The sequence below is a fragment of the Micromonospora chalcea genome (assembly GCF_002926165.1).
Taxonomy (GTDB): Bacteria; Actinomycetota; Actinomycetes; order Mycobacteriales; family Micromonosporaceae; genus Micromonospora; species Micromonospora chalcea.
Genome location: NZ_MAGP01000142.1, coordinates 8726 through 25827 on the forward strand (window position 1 = coordinate 8726; position 17102 = coordinate 25827).

The following is a 17102-nucleotide window of genomic DNA, read 5'->3' on the forward strand; positions in this document are numbered from 1 at the left end:
ATGAGCCGGTTCGCCGCTCCGGCGCTCGCGGAGGCGGCCGACCGGCACCTGCGCGGGGACGACGACGCCGCGGAGTTCGCTGCGGCGTTCGACGCCGCCGCGGCCGACCTCGGGCAGGCGGTCTACGGCATCGCCTGCGACGACGCCTTCCGTACGGCGCTGACCTGGCAGAACCCTGCGGTCCTGCTCGCCGTCGACGCGATCCGGCGCGACGGCCCGCACGCCCCGCGCAACCTGCGCCGGCGGCACCGGGAGGAGGTCGTCGCGAAGTACTGGCAGCGGTACTGCCTGAAGAACGACACGGTGGGCTTCTTCGGCCCGATCTGCTGGACCGAGCTGGGCGGCAGCGGTCCGATCGCGACGGTGCGTCCCGGCGCGGCGTTGACGCGTACCCGGAAGGTGTTCCTGGAGCGGTGGGGCCTGGACGCGCTCGCGGAGGCCTTCGCCCGCGTACCAGGCGTGCGGGACTGGCTGCCGGTGCGGCTGGCCCCGCACCTGAGCCTGCGCGACCGGGTGCTGCGGCGCCCGCACCATCCACCGCAGACGCTCCCGGCGGCGACCGCCGTGCTGCTCACGCTGGCGCGGCGCGGACCCCGCGTGGCCGACCTGGTCGCCGCGCTGCTCGCGGACCCGGCGAGCGGCTTCCGCCGGGCCGCTGACGTGCACGCGCAGCTCGACGACCTGGCCGGGCGCGGCGTGCTGCGGATCGGCTTCGACCTGCCGGTCGACCTCACCGCCGAGGACGCGTTGCGCGAGCAGCTCGCCGCGATCGGCGACGACACGGTCCGCGAGCGGGTGCTCGGCGACCTCGCGACGGTGAGCGACCTGCGCGACGCGGTGGCCGCCGCCGACGGCCCGGACGCGCTGGCCGCGGCGATGTCCGGGCTGGACCGGCGGTTCGTGGAACTGACCGGCCGGGACGCGCGGCAGCCGCCCGGCGAGGTGTACGCCGGGCGCACGCTGTGCCACCTGGAGACGGTCCGCGACCTGGACGTCCGCTTCGGTGACGCGCTGCTGGCACGGCTCGCGCCGCTGGAACCGCTGCTGCTGTCGGCGCGGTGGCTGACCGCGGCGATCGGGCAGGCGTACGCCGACGCGCTGGCCGCCCTGTACCGCGACCTGGCGGCGGAGTCGGCCACCGCGGACGTGCCGGTGGCCGACCTGTGGTTCCTGGCGCAGGCGGTGGTGTTCGGGGCGGACCCGCCCGCCGCCGCCGTCACCGCCGAGTTCCTGGCCCGGTGGTCGACGGTGCTCGGCCTGGCCGACGCCGACACCGACGCCCGGGAGCTGCGGTTCGACGCCGCCGCGCTGACCGAGCGGGTCGCCGCCGCGTTCCCCGCCGACGCGCCCGGCTGGGCCGCCGCCCGCATCCACAGCCCGGACGTGCACGTGTGCGCGCCGGACGAGGCGGCGCTGCTGCGCGGCGACTTCACAGTCGTGCTCGGCGAGCTGCACGTGGCGCTGGCCGCGTTCGACACGCACTTCTTCGCGTACGGGCACCCGGACCCGCAGCGGCTGCGCGACGGGATGCGCGCCGACCTGCCCGGCGGCCGGGTCCGGCTGCTGCCGCCGGTGGACTGGCCCCGGCACACCGCCCGGATCGCGGAGTGGCTGCACGGGCCCGCCGACGCCCAGCTCGGGTTCGTCGACGCGCCCGGCGCCGACACGGACCGCCTCGTGCCGATCACGACCCTGACCGTGCGGCCGGACGACGACGGCACTCTTTCCGCGCACGCCGACGACGGGCGGCGGTGGCCGCTGCTGGAGGTGTTCGCGCCGCTGTTCGACTACCAGGTGTTCGACACGTGGAAGCTGGCCGGCCACGCCGGGCGCACGCCGCGCGTCACCGTCGACGACCTGGTGCTGGTCCGCGAGACGTGGCGCACCACTGTGGGCGAGACCGGCCTGCACACGGTCAAGGGCGAGCGGGAACGCTACCTCGCGGTACGGCGCTGGCGGCTCGCGCTCGGCCTGCCCGAGCGGATCTTCGTGCGGGTCGACACCGAACTCAAACCCAGCTATGTGGACCTGACCAGCGGCGTCTACACCCGGCTGCTGTGCACGCTGCTGCGCGGCGCGCACGCCAAGGGCGGCGACGGCGTCGGGCTCACCGTCACCGAGCTGCTGCCCGGCCCGGACGACGCCTGGCTGACCGACGGGGCCGGCCGGGCGTACGCCTCGGAACTGCGGCTACAGATCGTCGACCCGGCGCAGGTGCGGTAGCCACTCGGTGGCGTCCGCCGGCGCGTCGGGGGTCTCGGTGTCGAACCGGCGCAGCCGGCGTACGCCGTAGGCGCCGAACGCCACCACGGCCAGGGCCAGCCCGGACACCACGAACGCGAACCCGAGTCCCCGGCCGGGGCCGGTGCCGATCAGCGCGCCGACGCTGCCGGCCAGCGCGCCGCCGGGGGCGAACATCGGTTCCAGCAGCGACCCGCTCAGCGGCACCAGCACGGCGAAGCCCAGCGGCAGCGTCGCCCAGGTCAGCGTCTGGATGATCGCCAGCACCCGGCCGTGGAACCGCTGCGGCACCTTCACCTGGATGATCGACAGGTAGATGCCGTTGTGCAGGCCCAGGCCCAGCCCCACGCCGAAGCTGCCGAGCGCCACCAGCAGCAGGCTCGGCCGGACGCCGCTGAGCACCAGGCTGACCGCCACGCCGAACGCGATGGCGATCAACGCGGGCATCCGGCGCCGGGTCGGGCCGCCCCACACCGCGATGGCGAGTCCGCCGAGGACGGCGCCGAGCGCCTCGGCGAACGCCACGGTGCCGACCTGGCCCATCGTGCCGAACGCGAGCACCATCGGCGGCACCAGCAGCAGGCTCGCCAGGCACAGGTTGTAGAGCGAGAAGAAGCCCAGCATGGCCCGGAAGCCCGGCTCGGCCCACGTCATCCGCGCGCCGCCGATCAGCTCCGCCAGGAACGGCTCCTTGCGCCGCCGGCCGAGCAGGTCGGGGAACCGCACGGCGGCCAGCACACCGATCGCCACCATGTAGCTGACGATGTCGATCACCAGGACGCCGGCCAGGCCGATCGCGGCCAGCAGACCCGCAGCCAGCAGCGGCACCGCGAGCGAGCTGAGCCCGACCGCGAGCTGCGCGATGCCGTTGGCGTGCCCCAGATAGCGCTTCGGCACCACCTGTGGGATCGCGGCCAGGTAGGTGATGCGTTGGAACACCGACGCCGCGCCGAGCACGCACACGAGCGTGTAGACGGCCGCCAGCCCCAGCCGGTCGGTCCAGAGCAGCAGCGCCAGCAGCGCCTCCGCTGTCACCGCCGTCGCGCACGCGGCCAGCAGCACCCGGCGCCTGTCGAACCGGTCCGCGACCGCGCCGGCGACCGGCAGCGTCAGCAGCGCCGGTAGGTACGCGATCACCCCGGACAGGCCGAACCACAGCATCGACCCGGTCTCCAGGTAGACCCAGACCGGCACCGCCCACTGGGTCAGCGCCGAGCCGGTCGACGAGATGAGCTGGCTGGCGGTGATCGCCAGGAACCGGCGTACGCCCGGTTGCACGCCGGTCTCGGCGGTGACCGGATCGGCGCTGGTGGCCGCCAGTGCCCAGCCGTCACCGGCGAGCTGTCGTGGCGCGGCGGACGGCGCGGCGGACGGCTCGGCGAGCCGGGGATGGGTGCGGGTGAGCACCTCGGCGAGCGCCTCGGCCCGCTGCTTGACGAAGTAGTGCCCGGCCTCGTCCAGCACCACGAGCGCTGTGGACTCGCCGAGGAAACTCCACTCGCGGTACCGCTCCTCGTAGTACTCGGTGAGCACGTCGTGGGTGCCGACGACGGAGATCACCGGTGCGGGCACCCGGACCGGTTCGCCGTCCAGCCACTCGGTGAACCGCTCCTGCGCCTCGGCGGCCTCCCGCCGTACGTGGTGCACGAACCGGTCGACCTGCGCCGGGTCCAGGTCGGCCAGTTCCGCGCCGATCGAGCGCAGGAACGTCTCGTACCGCCGGTCCGCGCCCCGGGAGTCGGCCCAGTCGACGAGCCGGCCGAGCATGTTGTCCGGGCGGGCGGTCGGGAACACGCCCCCGGCGTAGATCGCCTCGATGGGACGTCCACGCTCGTGCAGCCGCCGGGCGATGCCGGTCAACAGCGCGCCGCCGACGCAGTGGCCGTACAGGACCAGCGGGCCGTCCACCCGCTCCTGGATCTCGGCCACACACCGCTCGACCAGCTCGTCGAAGGGCAGCTCGGTGTCACGGACACCGACGTCGTGGCCGGGGATCGCCACGGAGAACAGCGTGTGCCCGGCCGGCAGCGCGTCCGCGAGCGGCTGGTAGATGCTGGCGAGCCCGCCGCCGTAGGGCACGCACACGTACGAGCGCACCCGCTGGTCCGCCGGGACCGGCCGGGTCAGCTCGTACAGCAGCGGGCGCTGCCGCTCCCCGTCCGCCGGGGCGTCGATCAGCGCGGCCAGCCCCTGCACCGTCGGGTGCGCAAACACGTCCATCACGCCGACGTCGACCTGCCCGTACGCCTCGCGCAGCAGCGCCAGCATCCGGATCGCCAGCAGCGAGTGACCGCCCAGCTCGAAGAAGTCGTCGTCCAGGCCGACCTCGGGCACGCCGAGCACGTCGCGCCAGGTGGCGGCCACCGTCTGCTCGACCGGGGTCACCGGGGGACGGCGCTGCGCGGGGGCGACGCCGGACGAGGGTGCGGGCAGCGCGGCGGTGTCGAGTTTGCCGTTGGCGGACAGCGGCAGCGCGTCGAGCGTCACGAACGCCGACGGCACCATGTACTCGGGCAGCCGCCGTTTCAGCGCCGCCCGCAGCTCCACCGGGTCCGGGGCCTCGCCCGTCAGGTACGCCACGAGACGCTGCTCGGCGGGCGTGGCGCCGCGCACGACGACGGCCGCGGAGCCGACGCCGGGCTGTTCGCGCAGCACCGCGGCGATCTCCCCCAGCTCGATCCGCAGGCCCCGCAGTTTCACCTGGTCGTCGATGCGGCCGAGGAACTCCAGCGTCCCGTCGGTACGCCAGCGGGCCAGGTCGCCGGTGGCGTACAGCCGGCCGCCGGGCTCGCCGAACGGGTCGGGGACGAACGCGGCGGCGGTGAGTCCGGGGCGGTTCAGGTAGCCGCGGGCCACCTGCACGCCGCCGAGGTGCAGCTGCCCGGCCACGCCGACCGGCACCGGGCGCATCGCCTCGTCGAGCACGTAGGTCCGCACGTTGCGGATCGGCCCGCCGATCGGCACCCGGGTCACGCCGGCCAGCGCGTCGGGGGTGGCCGCCCAGGCGGTGACGTCGATCGCCGCCTCGGTCGGTCCGTACAGGTTGTGCAGCGCCGCCGACGGGATCGCGGCCACCGCGCGGCGGGCCAGGTCGGCGGGCAGTTCCTCGCCGCTGCACACGATCCGCCGCAGCGACCCGCAGCGGGCCGGGCCGGCCGGGGCGGCCGTGGACAGGAACGCGTCGAGCATCGACGGCACGAAGTGGACGGTGGTGACCCGCTCCCGTTCGATCAGCTCCCGCAGGTACGCCGGGTCGCGGTGCCCGCCCGGCGCGGCGAGCACCAGCCGCGCGCCCACGAGCAGCGGCCAGAACACCTCCCACACCGACACGTCGAATCCGATCGGCGTCTTGTGCAGCACCGCGTCGTCCGGTCCGAGCGCGAAGGCGTCCTGCATCCAGTCCAGCCGGTTGACGATCGCGGCGTGCTCGTTGACCACGCCCTTCGGCCGCCCGGTGGAGCCCGACGTGTAGATCACGTACGCCGCGTTCCCCGGCCCGGCGGCGGTGCCGGCGGCGGTAAGCGGCCGGTCCGGCGCGGTCAGCGGCAGCACAGTGCCCGGGACGGTCAGCCCGTCCGGCAGCTCGTCGGCCAGCAGCACCCCGGCGCCGGCGTCGGCGAGCATGAAGGCCAGCCGCTGCGGCGGGTGGTCCGGGTCCAGCGGCAGGTACGCCGCGCCGGCCCGGTGGATGCCGAGCAGCCCGGCGATCAGGCGGCGGGAGCGGGGCTCGTGGATGGCGACCACCGACTCCGGTCCCACGCCGTGCGCGACCAGCCGTCGCGCCACCTGTTCGGCGGCGTCGGACAGCTGCGCGTACGTCATCCGGGTGTCGCCGTCGACCAGCGCGACCGCGTCCGGCGTGCGCCGGGCCTGGGCGTCGAACAGCTCCGCCAGCGTGGTCCGGCGCACCGGGGCGGCGGTGGCGTTCCAGCCGGTCACGACCGCCGCGTGCTCGGTGTCCGGCATGACCGGCAGCGCGCTCACCCGGGTCCGGGGCGCCGCCACGGCGGCGGCGAACAGCAGCAGGTAGCGGTCCGCGAACGCCTCCATCGCGGCACGCTCGAACAGCGCGGTGCGGTATTCCAGCCGCAGTTCGTCCCCGGCGATCTCCAGCGACAGGTCGTCCATGGCGCCGCCGAACGCCTCGCCCCGGCCGGTGGGCAGGTGGTGGAACGTGAGCTGGTAGAGCGGCGGCACACCCGGGTCGCGCCGTACCGCCAGCTCCTCGACGAGCTTCTGGAACGGCATGTCCTGGTGGTCCCAGGCGTCGAGCACGACCCGGCGGACCCGGCGGACGAGGGTCAGGAACGGTGGATCGCCAGACACGTCGACGCGCAGCACCAGCATGTTCATGAACATGCCGAGCAGCGGTTCCAGCTCGGCCCGGTCCCGGCCGGCCACCGGCATGCCGACCACCACGTCGTCGCTCCCGGACAGCCGGTGCAGCAGCGCCACGTAGGCGGCCAGCTGCACCATGAACGGGGTCGCGGCGGCCTGCTGGGACAGCTCCGGCAGCGCCGCCGTCACGGGCCCGGGCAGCGTGCGGCGGACGTCGGCACCGTCGAACGTGAGCGTCGCCGGGCGCGGCCGGTCGGTGGTCAGCGCGTGCACTGCGGGCAGGCCGGTCAGTGTCTCCCGCCAGTGGTCGCGCAGCTCGTCCCAGCGGGGGCCGTCGAGGCGGTCGCGTTCCCAGGCCGCGTAGTCGGCGTACTGGATCGGCAGCTCGGGCAGGTCCGGCGCGCGGCCGGCGACGGCGGCGGCGCACAGCTCGGTCAGCTCGGCGCGCAGGTGGAGCAGGGAGGTGCCGTCGAGGACGACGTGGTGCCCGGCGAACAGCAGCCACCAGGTGTCCGGGTCGAGCCGCAGCAGCCGGCCCCGCCACAGCGGGGCGGCGTCCATCGGCAGGTCGAGACCTGCGTACTCGGCGACGATCCGGGCGCGGGCGGCGTCCCGCTCCGGCTCGGGCAGCGCGGAAAGGTCGGTGACCGGCAGCTCCACCGGGACCGTGGGGTGGATGTCCTGGTAGAGCCGCCCGTCGTGCAGGCGCAGCGTGGTGCGCATGGCCTCGTGCCGGTCGGTGACCGTCCGCAGCGCGGCGAGCGCCTGCTCCGGCCCGGCGCCCGCCGGCAGGGTGACCGCGTCGGTCATGGTGAACAGCGGCTGCCCGGGGCTGAGCTGGGCGGTGAACCAGACCCGCTCCTGGGCGTACGAGGCGGGAACGGTGTAGACGTCGTCCACCGGCGTGACGTCGTGGCGCGACTCGGTCATCCCGGCCGTCCCGGTCGGCGCAGACGCGGGATGGGCGCCTCGGCAGATGCGGAGGCGGACGGGGCGGCGCGCAGCGACTCGATCCGGGCGGCCATCGCCGCGACGGTGGGCGCGTCGAACAGCACCCGCATGGACAGCCGGGCGCCCACCGCCTGCCGGATCCGCAGCACCAGCTGCGCGGCCACGAGCGAGGTGCCGCCGAGCCGGAAGAAGTCGTCGTGCGGGCCGACCTCGGCCACGCCCAGCACGTCACGCCAGATCCGGGCGACGGTGTCCTGCAGGTCGCCGTCGGCGGCGGTCACCGTCGAGGCGGTGGCCGCCGTGGTCGCGGCGAGCCGCCGCTCGTGCCCGGCGACCGCCCCCACCGTGTAGGCGCCGATCGCCACCGAGCCGGTCCGTCCCTCGGCGAGGACCCGGCACGCCGCGCGCACCGCCGCGTCCGGGGCCAGCCCGTCGTGGTCGGGTACGCCCTCCTCCCGCCACGCGCCCCAGGCCACCGACAGCACCGGCGACCGCCAGCCGTGCGGGCTGCGCGCGTACGCGTCGAGGAACGCGTTGGCGGCCGTGTCGTCGGCGCGGCCCAGGCCACCGGCGAGCGCGGTCACCGAGGAGCTGAGCAGCACGAAGTCGAGCGGCATGTCGCCGAAGACCGCGCGCAGCGCCAGCGCGCCGGTGACCTTCGGCAGCAGTTCGGCTGTCGCCTCGGCCGGCCGCGACCCGGTGGACAGTCCGGTGTCGGGCAGCCGCGCGGCGTGCACGATGCCGTCGAGTCCGCCGAGGTCGTCCTCGATGTCGGCGCGTACCGCCCGCAGCGCGGCCACGTCTGTCACGTCGGCGCGCACGTGGCGGACCTGCGCCCCGGCCCGTTCCAGCGCCTCGACCAGGTCCGGCCGGGCGGTCCGGCCGACCAGCACCAGCCGCGCGCCCCGGCGGGCCAGTTCGGCGGCGAACGCCCCGCCGATCCGGCCCAGTCCGCCGGTGATCAGGTAGCGCCCGCCGTCGCGCAGTGCCGGCCCGGTACGCCGGCGCGCCGGCGCGGCCGTGAACCCGCGTGTCCAGCGGCGCCCGCCCAGCCGCAGCGCGACCGCCTCGGCCCGCTCGGCGCCGAGCAGTTCGTCCGCCAGCGCGTCCGCGCCCGGGTCGGCCGGGTCGGCGTCGACCCAGTGGCAACGCAGTCCCTGACGTTCCAGCGGCACCGAGCGCACCACCCCGGCGACTGTGGCATGTTCCGGGCGCAGCAGGTCGGATCCGGTCACGTCGGCCGTCCCGGCGGTCACCACGTCCAGCGCCACGTCGGCGGCAGGCAACGCCTCCAGCAGCGTCAGCAGCGCGAGGTACCCGTGTTCCTGGGCCGCCGCCACGGCGTCGGCGTCCGGGCCGGCCGGGTCGCCGTCGAGCGCCCACGCGTGCACGATCCGGGCGGCCCGGCCGTCGTCGGCGCACTCGTCGAGCAGGCGCTGGTGGTCGGCGACGCTGGCCGGGCGCAGCCGGTAGCCGTCCGGGCGGACCGCGAAGGCCGCTCCGGGACGTACCACCGTGACGTCCACGCCGCGCTCGCGCAGCCGGTCCGCGAGCGCCGTGCCGCGCTCCCCTGCGGCGAACAGCAGCAGCGGGCCGGGCGCCTCGACGGGCGCGGCGTCGGGCAGTTGACCCCAGACCGGCACCTCGACCACGCCGTCGTCGTACCGCTCGTCGGTGGCCGGTCCGGCGGGCGCGGCCACCGGCTCCGGGTCGATCCAGTGCCGGGCGCGCTGGTACGGGTAGCCGGGCAGCGGCACCCGGCGCGGCGTGCCGGAGGCGGGCAGTCGCACCGGCACCCCGGCCGTCCACAGCCGGCCCGCCGCCTCGTACGCGGTCTGCCTGCCGGTCAGCCGCTCTCCCGGCGCGGGCAGCGTGCGCAGCGGCGCCCGGGCTCCCGCCGGCAGGCTCAGCCGGGCCAGACCGGCGAGCTGCCGGCCGGGGCCGCACTCCAGCAGCAGCCAGTCGTCGGCGGCGCCGGTCGCGGCGAGCGCGGCCACCGTGGCGCCGAACCGCACCGGCCGGCAGAGCTGGTCGGCCCAGTACGCCGGGTCGGTGATCTGCTCGTCGGTGAACGGCGCGGCGGTCGCGGCCGAGAACACCGGCAGGTCCGGCGCCCGGCGCGGCACCGCCGCCACGAGCGCCGCGAACTCGTCGCGCACCGCCGTCAGCAGCGGCACGTGCATCGCGTACGGCGACCGCAGCGGCGTGCAGCCGATGCCGCGTTCGCGCAGGAGGACCTCGGCGGCGGCGACCGGTTCCGGCGCGCCGCCCACCACGCAGGTGTGCGGGCCGTTGCTGATCGCCACCGCCACACCGTCGGGCAGCAGCGGCGCGATCTCGTCGGCGCCGCGCTGCACGGCGAGCATCCGGCCCTCCGGCGCGGCCTGCACGAGGCGGCCCCGGGCGGCGGCGAGCCGCAGCGCGTCCGGCAGGTCGAACACCCCGGCCACCGTGGCGGCGACCAGTTCGCCGACGGAGTGGCCGATCATCGCGGCGGGCGTGACGCCCCAGTGCCGCCACAGCGCCGCGAGCGCGTACTCGACGGCGAACAGCGCGGGCTGCGCCACCGCCGGTCCGGCCAGCCGCTCGTCCGCGCCCGGTCCGGCGTCGAAGATCATCTCGCCCGCGTCCCAGCCGAGGATCGCGGCGCACTCGTCCACGGCGGCGGCGAACACCGGCTCGGTAGCGGCCAGGTGCGCGCCCATGCCGGGGTGCTGCGCGCCCTGCCCGGGCAGGAGCAGGCCCACCCGGGGCGGCGTCGCGGCGTCCCCGGCGGCCCGGCGTTTCGGGTCGGTGAGCGCCGCCGCCGCCCGGGCCCGGTCGACAGCGACGACGGCGGCCCGGTGCCGGTACGCCGGCCGGCCCTCCCGCAACGTGTGGGCCACGTCGCGCAGCCCCACATCGGGCGCGCCGGTGAGCCGCTCGGCCAGCCGGGCACACGCGGCGGCCAGCGCGTCGGGGGTCGCGGCGGACACCTGGAGCAGCTCGCCGCCGCCGTGATCCGGCTCCGGGGGTACGCGCGGCGGCGCCTCCTGGAGCACCAGGTGCGCGTTGGTGCCGCCGAGGCCGAGCGAGCTGACGCCGGCCCGCAGCGGTCGCTGGTCCTCGGGCTCCCACTTGGTCAGCGTGGACACCACGTAGAACGGGCTCGCCTCGATGTCGATGTCCGGGTGCGGCCGGTCGTGGTTGACGGTGGGCGGGATGAGCCGGTGCCGCATCGACAGCACGGTCTTGATCAGGCCGATCACGCCGCCGGCCGCGCTGAGGTGACCGATGTTGGCCTTCGTGGAGCCGACCCCGCACCAGCCGCGCTCGGCGGTGCGCCGCCCGTACGCCGTGCTCAGCGCCGCCAGCTCGATCGAGTCGCCGAGGACGGTGCCGGTGCCGTGCGCCTCGACGTACCCGACCGAACGCGGGGCGACGCCGGCCACCGCGAGCGCCTGCGTGACCACCTCCACCTGACCGGTGACGCTCGGCGCGGTGAAGCTCGCCTTGGCCGAGCCGTCGTTGTTCACCGCGTTGCCGATGACCAGCGCCCGGATGTCGTCGCCGTCGGCGAGCGCGTCGGAGAGCCGCTTGAGCACGACCACGCCGACGCCGCTGCCGTAGACGGTGCCGTCGGCGTCCGCGTCGAACGGGCGGCAGTGCCCGTCGGCGGAGGTGTAGCCCTCGTCGGCGACGTACCCGACGCCGTGCGGCAGTTCCACGCACACGCCGCCGGCCAGCGCCGTGTCGCACTCGCCGCTGCGCAGCGCCTCGGCGGCCAGGTGCACCGCGACGAGCGACGACGAGCAGGCGGTCTGCACCGTCATCGCCGGGCCGCGCAGGCCGAGCCGGAACGCGACGGTGCTGGCCAGGTAGTCCGGCTTGTTGCCGAGCGACACGCGCAGCTCACCGGCGTCCGCGAGCGCCCGCGGGTTCCGCCGGACGTTGAGCCACTGGTACAGGTCGGCGTTGCCGCCCGCGTACACGCCGATCTCGCCGTCGTAGCGGGCCGGGTCGCAGCCCGCGTCGGTGAGCGCCGCGTGCGCGTGCTCCAGGAACAGCCGCTGCTGCGGGTCGGTCAGCTCCGCGTCGCGGGGGCTCAGCCCGAACAGCTCCGCGTCGAACCGGTCCACGCCGTCGAGCACGGCGGCCACCGGCACGTACGCCGGGTCGTCGAGCTGCTCCGCCGGGACGCCCCGGGCCAGCAGCTCCGCGCGGGTGAACCGGGTGAGCGACTCGGCGCCGACGACCAGGTTGCGCCAGAACTCCTCCGCCGACGCCGCCCCCGGCACGCGCAGGCTGAGCCCGACGATCGCGATCGGCTCCACTGTCTCGTTCACGCCATGACCTCCGGCTCGGCCGAATCGCTGATGTGCAGGCGCAGTTCGCTGACGTAGCGGCGGCCCGCGCGGTCGGGCAGCCACGCCTGCCCGAGCGCGGGCAGCAGCTCCGACACGGTCACCGTCACGTCGTCGCCGCCGGACCGCCGGGCGGCGCGCAGCAGCAGGCAGAGCCGGTTGGCGTAGAGCGGGCTGGTCAGGTCCACGTAGGTGGGCTTGAGTTCGGTGGCCACCCGGACGAAGACCCGCTCCGGCAGGCCCAGCGCGGTCCGCCACCGGCGTACCGCGAGGTAGCGCCGCGCCTGGTCGACGGCGTCGGCCAGGCCGGTCGCCCCGACCGTGGTGCGCCAGGTCTCCCGCGCCAGCACCAGCCGGTCGACTGTCACCCGGGGGCTGTGCGGGCGGTCGGTCATCAGCTTGAACGCGTCACCGGCGTGCACCGCGATCAGGTCGGAGAACACCTCGACCAGCGGCCAGCGCGTGCCGTCCGGGCCGGTCACCGCCAGCACGCCGTCCACCTCGGACACGATCGCCGCGTTCGCCGGCACGAGCCGGTCGCGCGGCGCGCCGGGCGCGTCGGCGAACGCGAGCCGGTGGTCGTCCGGCCCGTGCAGGGACGCGGACAACCGCCCGCCGACGCGGGGGAAGTCGACCGGGTAGAGCGGGCGCAGCCGTCCCGGGCCCAGGTCGGCCGCGTACGCGCGCCGCAGCCGGTCCACGTCGGGGTGGCAGTGGGTGAACAGCTCGGCGTTGAACGTGGCGTACGCGGCGTGCAGCTCGCCGAGCACCGCCCCGAACTCGCCGGCGGCCAGTGCCTCGGGTGACTCGGCGAACAGTTGCAGGTCGGGGCTGTGCACCCGGCCCGCGCTCCAGCCGGGACGGCCGGCCGGGAACGCGTCGTCCACCAGGGGCGCCAGCTCGGCCGCGCCGAACTCCACCCGGGACGTCCCGGCGGGCAGTCCGGCCAGTCCGAGCACCCGCTCCCAGCGGGCGGCGAACTCTGCCGCGACCCGGTCCACCGGCCGGTCACCGGGCCCGAACAGCGGCCCCTGCGCGACGAACCACAGGTCACCGAGCCGGACCGGCCCGTCGCCGCCGAGGTCGTCGTACAGGTCGCGCAGCGCGTCGCCGTACGCCGTGGCCAGTTCGGCGGTGAGCCAGCGCGCCGCCCGCAGCGGCAGGTCCAGCGCCGGGGCCAGGGAGTCGAGCAGGCCGCCGCCGACGGTGAGGTCCACGTCGCGTGCGGTCTCCTCGTGGCACAGCGCCCGCCCGGCGTAGTTCTGCCCGGCCCGGCGGCGCGGCGGCAACCCGGTGAGCGCGGTGAACTCGGCGTCCAGCGCGGACAGCGCGGCGGTGAGGGCGGCCGGGTCACCGGCGGCGTCGGCGACCCGGGTGCGGGCGGCGGCCAGCCGGTCCAGCCCGGCCAGCGCCCGCGCGCGGCACTCCCGGTCACCGATCGCGGCGATCCGCTCCCGCAGGTGCTCCTGCGCGGCGAAGCCCTGCGGCAGGTCGAAGTCCCAGCGCAGCAGCCCTCGCTCGACGAGCTGCGCGAGCAGCAGGAACCCCTCTGCGGCGCGGCGCACGCCGGTCTGCCCGTCGCGCACCAGGTCGTCGACGACGTCCCGGGCCGGGCGGGTGCCGTCGCACCGGCACAGCGCGATCGACTCGCTCAGCGACACCGGTTCCGGGCGCTGGGCCGGCCGGTGCACGACCCGGCCCGCCAGGTGCACGTGCGGCGCCCGGACCGGGGCCAGCCACTGCCGGACCTGCGGGTCGGCGGCCAGCCGGTCCGCGTACGCGGCGAGCGCCCAGTGTTCGAGGTGGACGGCGCGGCGGCGGAGCAGTCCGGGGCCGGGCACGGCGGTGACGCCGGGCGCACCAGGTGCCACGGTGCCCCAGCACACCGGCCCGAAGAAGCCGATGGTCTCGCACTTGGCGACGTAGCGCTGCCAGTACCCGGCGACGACGTTCTCCCGGCCCCGGCGGCGCACGTTGCGGGGCGCGTCCGGGCCGTCGCGGAGCAGCCCGTCCAGCGCCACCAGCGCCTCCGGGTTCTGCCAGGCGACGGCCTCGCGGAACAGCGGGTCGGCGGCAATCCCGCACAGCGCCGCCGACGACGCCCGGACGGCGGTGGCGTACGCGGCGCTGAAAGCCGTCTCGTCCAACTCGCCGGACAGATGCCGGTCGGCCGCGTCGGCGCAGTCCGGCGCGGCGAACCGGTCCAGTCCGTCGGCGGGGAACCCGGCGCTGCGCAGCAGCACGTCCCGCCACACCGACCAGCCGGTGTCGCCGAGGGGGACCAGGTACGTCACCGTGGCTCCTCCTCCACCACCGGGCGGCGCTGGACCCGCTGGCGGCGTAGCGCGCCCCGGCGCGCCGCGCGTTCCACCGCCTCGTCCTCGGCGTCCTCGCCGGACGAGGGCGCACCGAGGCTGTCCAGGTGCGCGGCGAGCGCGCGGACGGTCGGGTGGTGGAACAGGTCCACGACCCGCAAATTCGTGCCGAGCAGCCGGTTGAGCTGCCGTTGCACGACCGCGACCGCGAGCGAGCCGCCGCCGACGTCGAAGAAGCTGTCCGTCGCGGCCACCTCCGGTACGCCGAGCACGTCGCACCAGACCGAGGCGATCCGCCGCTCGGTGGCGGTGGCCGGGCGGGCGGCGGGCACCCCGGCGCGGCCTCCGGCCCGGTTCACCCGGGCGGCCCGGGGCACGTCGTCGGCCGTTCCGGCCGGGATGGCGGTCCAGGCGGGCAGCTCGGCCACCGGCCGCTCCGGGTCGGCGACGCCGGCCCGCAGCAACCGCTCGACGTCGGCGAGCACGTCGGTGATCAGGGCCTCGCCGTAGACGTCCGGGTTGAAGACGATCTCCACGCGCAGCCGCCCGTCCCGGGTGATGCCGTAGAGCGTCAGGTCGAACGGTGAGCCGGGTGCGGGCACCGGCACCGGCTCGGCGGACAGGCCGGCCAGGTCCAGCCGGGGCTCGTCGAACGTGTACATGTTGAACAGCACCTGCACCAGCGGGCTGCGGTCGAGCAGGCCGCCCAGCCCGAGGCCGCCGACGATGCGTTCGACAGGCGCCTCCGGGTGGGCGAGCGCGGCGAGCAGTTCCTCCCAGGCGGCGCGGACGTGCGCGGCGAAGCCGGCCCCGGGCGTCCGGCGCAGCCGCAGCGGCGCGATCTCGATGAAGAAGCCGACCATCGGCTCGAAGTCGGCGGCCCGCCGGTCCACGGTGGGTGTGCCGACCACCAGGTCGGGCAGGCCGGTACGCCGGGCCAGCACCAGCGCGAACGCGGCGAGCACGGCGGCCGCCGGCGTCGCGCCGAGCCCGGCGGCGAGGTCGGTGAGCGCGGCAGTGGCGGCCCGGTCCAGCCGGGTACGCACCGTCGCGCTGGTGTACGTCTGTTCGGCCGGCCGGTCCCGTCCACCGGGGAGCCGCAGCACGACCGGCGCCCCGGTCAGGTGGTCCAGCCACCAGTCGAGGTCGGCGGCGGCGCGACGCCGGGCACGGTCGGCGCGCCAGGCCACGTAGTCGCCGTACGTGGCGGGCAGCAGCGGCAGCGGCGGCCCGTCCCCGAGCGCGGCCCGGTACGCGGCGGCCAGGTCGGCGTAGAACAGCGACTGCGACCAGCCGTCGAACACGGCGTGGTGGGCGTAGACGGCCAGCACGTGCTCGCCGTCGCCGGTGCGGATCAGCTCGGCCCGCCACAGCGTGTCGGTGCCCAGCGCGAACGGTGTGGCGGCGTTCGCCGCGAGGTGGCCGGCGAGGTCGGTGCCCGGGGCGAGGTCGCGTACCGGCAGCGGCACCGGTGTGGACGGGTCGGCGACCGCGTACGGCACGCCGTCGCGCTCCGGGATGCGCCAGCGCAGGACCTGCTGGCGGTCCGCGACGGCGGTGAGCGCCGTGGCGAGCGCCGCCACGTCGAGCGGGCCGGTGATCCGTTCGGCGAACGCGACGTTGTACGCCGACGCGGCGGCCGGGAAGTAGCGGTCGAGGAACCACAGCCGCTGCTGCGCCGGGGACAGCGCCGGTGGCCGTCCCCGGACGACCGGGGCCGGGCCGGTTCCGGCGGCTGCGTCGGCGCGGGCGGCGATGCCGCGTGGCGTCCGCCCGACCAGCACGTCCTCGATGGCGAGGTCGCGGCCCAGCCGCTCGCGCAGGTCGGCGACCAGCCGCATCGCGGTGATGGAGTGCCCGCCCTGGTGGAAGAAGTCGTCGTCGCGGCCGACCGCGGGCACGTCCAGCAGCGCCGCCCACGCCTGCGCGACGAGGCGTTCGGTGTCGGTGGCGGGCGGCTCGCCGGACGGCACGGGGGCCGGTCCGGCGACGTCGAGCGCGGCCAGCCGCTCGGTGTCGATCTTGCCGTTGATGGTGATCGGCAGCGCGGGCATGGTGTGCATCCGGGCCGGTACGGCGGCGGGCGGCAGCAGCCGGGCGCAGTAGTCACGCAGCTCGGCGGTGTCCAGGCCGGTCGCCACGTACGCGACGAGTTCCTGACCGCCGGCGCCGGCGCGGACCTGGACGCTGGCCAGGTCGACGTCCGGGTGGCGGCGCAGCACCGCCTCGACCTCGCCCAGTTCGATCCGCTGCCCGCGGATCTTCACCTGCCGGTCGGCCCGGCCGAGGAACTCCAGGCTCCCGTCCGGCAGCCACCGGGCCAGGTCACCGGTGCGGTAGAGCCGCTCCCCGGGCTTTCCGGAGAACGGGTCCGGGAGGAACCGTTCCGCCGTGCGGGCGGCGTCGAAGAGGTATCCGCGGCCGAGCCCGGGCCCACCGGCGAGCACCTCGCCGATCTCCCCCGGGCCGACCTCGCGCAGCTCGTCGTCGACCAGGTGGATGCGGTGGTTGGCGGCGGGCCGGCCGATCGGGATGGGCCGGGTCCAGTCGCCGCTGCCCTCGAACCAGGTCACCAGCACCGTCGCCTCGGTCGGGCCGTACACGCTGATGAAGCGGCGCCCGCCGGCGGTCCAGCGGCCGACCTGTTCCGGGCCGGTGGCCTCGCCGCCGGTGACGACCAGCCGCACGCCGGGCAGCCGGACCGGGTCCAGCAGCGGCAGGATCGGCGGCGGCAGCACCACCACGTCGACCGCCTGCTCGGCACAGATCCGGTAGAGCCGGGTCGGGTCGGCCCGCTCGGCGTCACCGGCGAGCACGACGGTGCCCCCGGCGGCGAGCGGGGCGAGCATGTCGACCACCGACGCGTCGAACCCGATCGAGGCGAACGCCAGGCACCGGGTCGCCGTGTCGAACC

At 76.2% G+C, this 17102-nt stretch carries 5 protein-coding genes (1 of these 5 cut by a window edge); 1 reads left to right on the plus strand and 4 read right to left on the minus strand.

Annotation, left to right across the window (positions count from 1 at the left end; all coding sequences use genetic code 11):
- Window positions 1-2223, plus strand: a complete 2223-nt coding sequence (locus BAW75_RS23945; RefSeq protein WP_244206243.1) for a lantibiotic dehydratase — start codon at window positions 1-3, stop codon at window positions 2221-2223.
- On the opposite strand, the gene BAW75_RS23950 is transcribed toward BAW75_RS23945, so the two are convergent.
- The 4 genes in view from BAW75_RS23950 to BAW75_RS23965 are tightly spaced (each overlapping or abutting the next) and all read right to left on the minus strand, a layout consistent with a single transcriptional unit that may run on beyond the window.
- Entirely contained in the window at window positions 2191-7509 is a 5319-nt protein-coding gene (locus BAW75_RS23950; protein WP_104114992.1) for a non-ribosomal peptide synthetase/MFS transporter, read from the minus strand. The two genes, BAW75_RS23945 and BAW75_RS23950, sit on opposite strands and share 33 nt — an antisense overlap.
- Window positions 7506-11855 carry a type I polyketide synthase gene (locus BAW75_RS23955; RefSeq protein WP_104114993.1) on the minus strand — a complete coding sequence of 1450 codons (4350 nt, stop codon included), beginning with the start codon at window positions 11853-11855 and terminating at the stop codon, window positions 7506-7508. Before BAW75_RS23955 ends, BAW75_RS23950 begins: the two co-directional genes overlap by 4 nt.
- Window positions 11852-14167, minus strand: coding sequence for a lantibiotic dehydratase (locus BAW75_RS23960; RefSeq protein ID WP_104114994.1), 2316 nt, complete (start codon window positions 14165-14167; stop codon window positions 11852-11854). Before BAW75_RS23960 ends, BAW75_RS23955 begins: the two co-directional genes overlap by 4 nt.
- Window positions 14164-17102: the 3' portion of a non-ribosomal peptide synthetase gene (locus tag BAW75_RS23965; protein WP_104114995.1), read on the minus strand. The gene runs 571 nt beyond the window's last position; only the last 2939 of its 3510 coding nucleotides appear in the window; its start codon lies off the right edge, out of view; the stop codon is at window positions 14164-14166. Before BAW75_RS23965 ends, BAW75_RS23960 begins: the two co-directional genes overlap by 4 nt.

What these genes read in the sequence shown, in the direction of transcription:
- BAW75_RS23945 (WP_244206243.1), top strand. Translation starts at nt 1, where the DNA reads ATGAGCCGGTTCGCCGCTCCGGCGCTCGCGGAGGCGGCCGACCGGCAC.
- BAW75_RS23950 (WP_104114992.1), bottom strand. Translation starts at nt 7,509, where the DNA reads ATGACCGAGTCGCGCCACGACGTCACGCCGGTGGACGACGTCTACACC.